5 protein-coding genes are annotated in these 3,772 nt (G+C 44.6%); 3 read left to right on the top strand and 2 right to left on the bottom strand.

Annotation, left to right across the window (positions count from 1 at the left end; translation table 11 throughout):
- Positions 1–268: 268 nt before the first annotated feature.
- Positions 269–493: a hypothetical protein gene (locus tag F6K49_RS36925; protein WP_293104910.1), complete on the top strand. Its 225-nt coding sequence runs from the start codon at positions 269–271 to the stop codon at positions 491–493.
- Positions 494–2,392: a DUF4157 domain-containing protein gene (locus tag F6K49_RS36930; protein WP_293104913.1), complete on the top strand. Its 1,899-nt coding sequence runs from the start codon at positions 494–496 to the stop codon at positions 2,390–2,392.
- 688 nt (positions 2,393–3,080) lie between these two features.
- Here the strand turns inward: F6K49_RS36930 and F6K49_RS36935 are convergent.
- On the bottom strand, positions 3,081–3,269 hold the full coding sequence (locus F6K49_RS36935) for a hypothetical protein (RefSeq protein WP_293104916.1): 189 nt from the start codon (positions 3,267–3,269) through the stop codon (positions 3,081–3,083).
- Positions 3,256–3,501 (bottom strand): transposase, encoded by a 246-nt coding sequence (locus F6K49_RS36940; RefSeq protein ID WP_293104919.1) that lies wholly within the window; start codon positions 3,499–3,501, stop codon positions 3,256–3,258. Before F6K49_RS36940 ends, F6K49_RS36935 begins: the two co-directional genes overlap by 14 nt.
- Positions 3,502–3,571: 70 nt before the next feature.
- Between F6K49_RS36940 and F6K49_RS36945 the strand changes: the two genes are divergently transcribed.
- Positions 3,572–3,772: hypothetical protein (locus tag F6K49_RS36945; RefSeq protein ID WP_293104922.1), on the top strand; the 201-nt coding region annotated here is incomplete at its 3' end.

Below are 3,772 nucleotides of genomic sequence, written 5' to 3' on the forward strand. Positions count from 1 at the left end.
TCTTTCAAATGGGGAGAGATAGAAGAGGATACAAAGTTGAGCCAGGGCAGAAGTATCGTCAACAAATTCAGTAACGATTTGTTGATTTTCTTTACCTTCTATGTAGTTTTATAAATAGTTACGAACTCGATCGATTTCTTGTAACAAAGAACTAAAATTAGTGTGATACCAGTTGGTTAGAGAAAGGGGTGCCATGTCGCGCTCCATTAAGACGGTGGGTACGACTGATATTGTTTTCTTCAAGGGTACAAGGTAAAAGGAAATAGCTATGCGCACTACTCATACCTATAAACCGAAATATTCTCACTCTACTTCTAGGACAATTGCTCAAAAAAAGAAAGACGAAAGACGGAATGGTTTAAGAGAAATTTTGGATGCAGAGGAAAGGGAGTGGAACGCCGAAGAGGCGGTCGGGGAATGGGGAAGTATGAGTGCTAATGTGATGCGCACCTTAGAATCAGGAGTAACCCAACCGGAAAGGGGAAGGAGATAAATGGGGCTGCAACCAAAGCTAACTATAGGAAAGCCGGGTGATAAATACGAGCAAGAGGCAGATCGAGTAGCGCGTCAGGTTGTACAGCAGATTAATTCACCACAGAAAGGTACGATTGAGGGTGAGGAGAAGGGTACGCCACAACAAGAAATACAGAGGAAAGCATTAACAGGGGGATTAAATGCACCGAACAATTTAGAAGGTGCCATAAAGGAAGCAAGAGGAAGGGGAAAGCCACTGGAAGAAAGGATGAGAATACCGATGGAGAGGGCGATGGGGGCGGATTTTAGTGGGGTGCGGGTGCATACGGATGCTCAGTCAGACCAGTTGAATAAATCGATTCAGGCCAAGGCGTTTACGACGGGGCAGGATGTGTTTTTTAGGCAGGGGGCGTATGAGCCGGGGAGTAGAAGAGGGCAGGAGTTGATCGCTCATGAAATGACCCATGTGGTACAGCAGAATGGAGGGGCAGTGCAGCGTAGGCCAATACAACCGCAGCAGTTACACCATCGACCCGCATGCGAAACCCCATCGGCATCGGTGTGCGATAGCGCTAACAAGCCAAATGCAGAAAACACCGGGACGCGCATAGAGACAACTGAGGAGCCGCAAAACCCAACCGGCACGCGCTATCACCTTAAAACAGGCATTGAAAACCTCACAGGCCATGGGTGGGATGAAAAAACATGTCCTTATAATTTTGATAAACCAGGGGCGGTCAAAGCCCAAGCGTTCACACAGGGAAAGGTTTTTAACGTCGCCCCCGTACGAGAAATAAAACTACCACTTGGAACCGGGCATGTAGTCGAACAAAAACATGGCAGGGTGAAAGCAGATCAAAAACCAATAGACCAGATAATGATGAGCGTGGAGCATGGACGGGAGTATGAATCTCCAGTGTTGGGAATCCAAGCCACGCACAGGGCTATTACTTGTGCGGAAACCCGTACTAAAGGAATTCCACAATTACCAACAACACAAACCGAATTCACTCACCAATACTTTGGCTTGCCCCACGACAAGTCAACGGTAAAATCAAAGCAAATACAACGCACCAAAGATGATCAGCCCAAACCTCAGCCGAAAGGAACGGTGCAACAAGGAAAATTTATTATATGGCATAAAAATGACGCGATCCCAGGAATGACCACTATCGGTGCAGGACCATGTATTGTTATCTCACTAACATGGAAGGAAGAAGGGATTTGCGGATTAGCGCATCTGGACAGTGATTGCGACGTGGATGCGACAATAGAATATATGCTACTCAGTGCATATGAACGTGCATATATTGTAGCATATAGAGAGAATAATTCGACGCCTGGATACGTTAAATTTATTAGCAAATGCGAGGCCAAGTTAGCAGCTGGGCAAGGACAAGAGGGTACCGGATTAATAGGAATGAGAGGGTCAAGGGAAAGCGAAAAAATACTGCAGGAAGGGCAAATACTGCATCAGAAAGCCCGAGAATATCTAAATTTAGTTGGGGTAAGTAGCATTGAAAAGTTAACAAATAAGGGGCGAAAAGTTGCTACAGATTTCTTGACTATGGATACCAAACCATATGATTTAAAACCAATGATGAAGCTAGAGTCACGGCTAAAGTTTGACCCGTTGACTATTTGCTCAGATCAACCGGTAGAGGAAATTTCTAAAATTGAGGATATAGACCAGCTTAATTCACTCCTTCAAGCAGTAATATATAGTTATATAAATCAAAAAGAGCAAGTGCAATTGCCCCATACGAATAAAGTACAAACAATATGCCTGTACAATTTAGCGTATATCATTGCGCATCGCGTCAAACAGCTCCAGCATCCGGCACTTGAAAGCAGGTTGATGGATGTGGTGACAAAGGAATATATAAATTTCTGGATAAGAAGCCTAGGCGAAAAGTGATGATTGTCCCCGTAAAGGCGGGATGGCGTAAGTGCGATCGCTGATAAAGTAGGTGCGGCTCGTTCCTAGGAGGAGCTTCCTGAAACAGGAAGGGTATAACTAGGGGGAATCGCGGGGAATAGCCCGAATTCCTAACTATTTGCTGGATGGTGGTGAAAGTCCACCCCTTTAAGAGATAAGTGACTGTGCGATTCGTTGACTAGAAACCACACCCTATAAAGGTATGGGAGATTAGCTGATCTTGTAGATCTTGTAGGGTGGGCAAATTGAGATGATAACTGTACTAATTGGCAAACTATCATTATTTGCCCACCCTACCCGACTACTTAATTTAGTAGGGTGGGCAAATTGAGATGATAACTGTACTAATTGGCAAACTATCATTATTTGCCCACCCTACCCGACTATTTTGTTGCTTAATAATGGTTATATTGATGAAGTAGTAGGGTGGGCAAATGGACATGATTGATGATCAATTGGTATTACGTTGATAATTTGCCCACCCTACGCCACATTCATAATTTGCCCACCCTACTCCCCTGCAAAATCTTCTAAATCGCGAAAATCTAGAACTTGTGGTAAATTACTCCCACAACAACACCCCCAATCGGGTTCATACTTGCCTCGCTCCACCCATTTGTGAAAACTGGAATATTCCCACAAATGAGGACAAGACACCAAACCATGCTTAACCGGATGTAGCGTGAATATAATCTATATGTCGGTGTAAATCATGGTCATTACGAATTGTATGCTCCCAAAACCGACGTTGCCAGACATTGCTTTCTCGATGCTTACGACGAGAAGGGGAAACATCTACCGAAAATGGGCGTTTTCCCCGTAAAGAGCGGGTAAATAACACCTTAAACCGAGACACTCGCGCTCGAATAATTAGAATCATCCGGTGGTAACGACCAGATAAAATGAAGATGATCCGGTAACACAACGGCTGCAGTGATGTCAAAGGGTTTTTCTGTCCGCATTTTTGCCATGGCCTTCCGTAACAGAGAGATATTCTCAACATCTGAAAATAGAGGAATACGGCGATATGTGACTAAAGTCAGAAAAAATACTCCTCCTGGCACATAAGAACGACGATAGTTCGACATATTGAGATTTTGATGGTGGCGAGCATCCTCTGTTTCAGTTTAATCCCGATTCAGAGTGCGTACGCGGATCTTGAATGGTTATGCAAATGGTCAAGCGGTTCGAGATGAAATTGCCTTCCGTTTAGTATTTGCCCACCCTACCCGTTCCGAATGCGATCGCACTCTTGTAGTTTGGTGGGCAAATGGTCAAGCGGTTCGTGATCAAATTGCCTTCCGTTTAGTATTTGCCCACCCTACCCGATCCGAATGGTCAAGTTTGGTGGGCAAATGG

This window comes from Moorena sp. SIO3I6 (assembly GCF_010672095.1).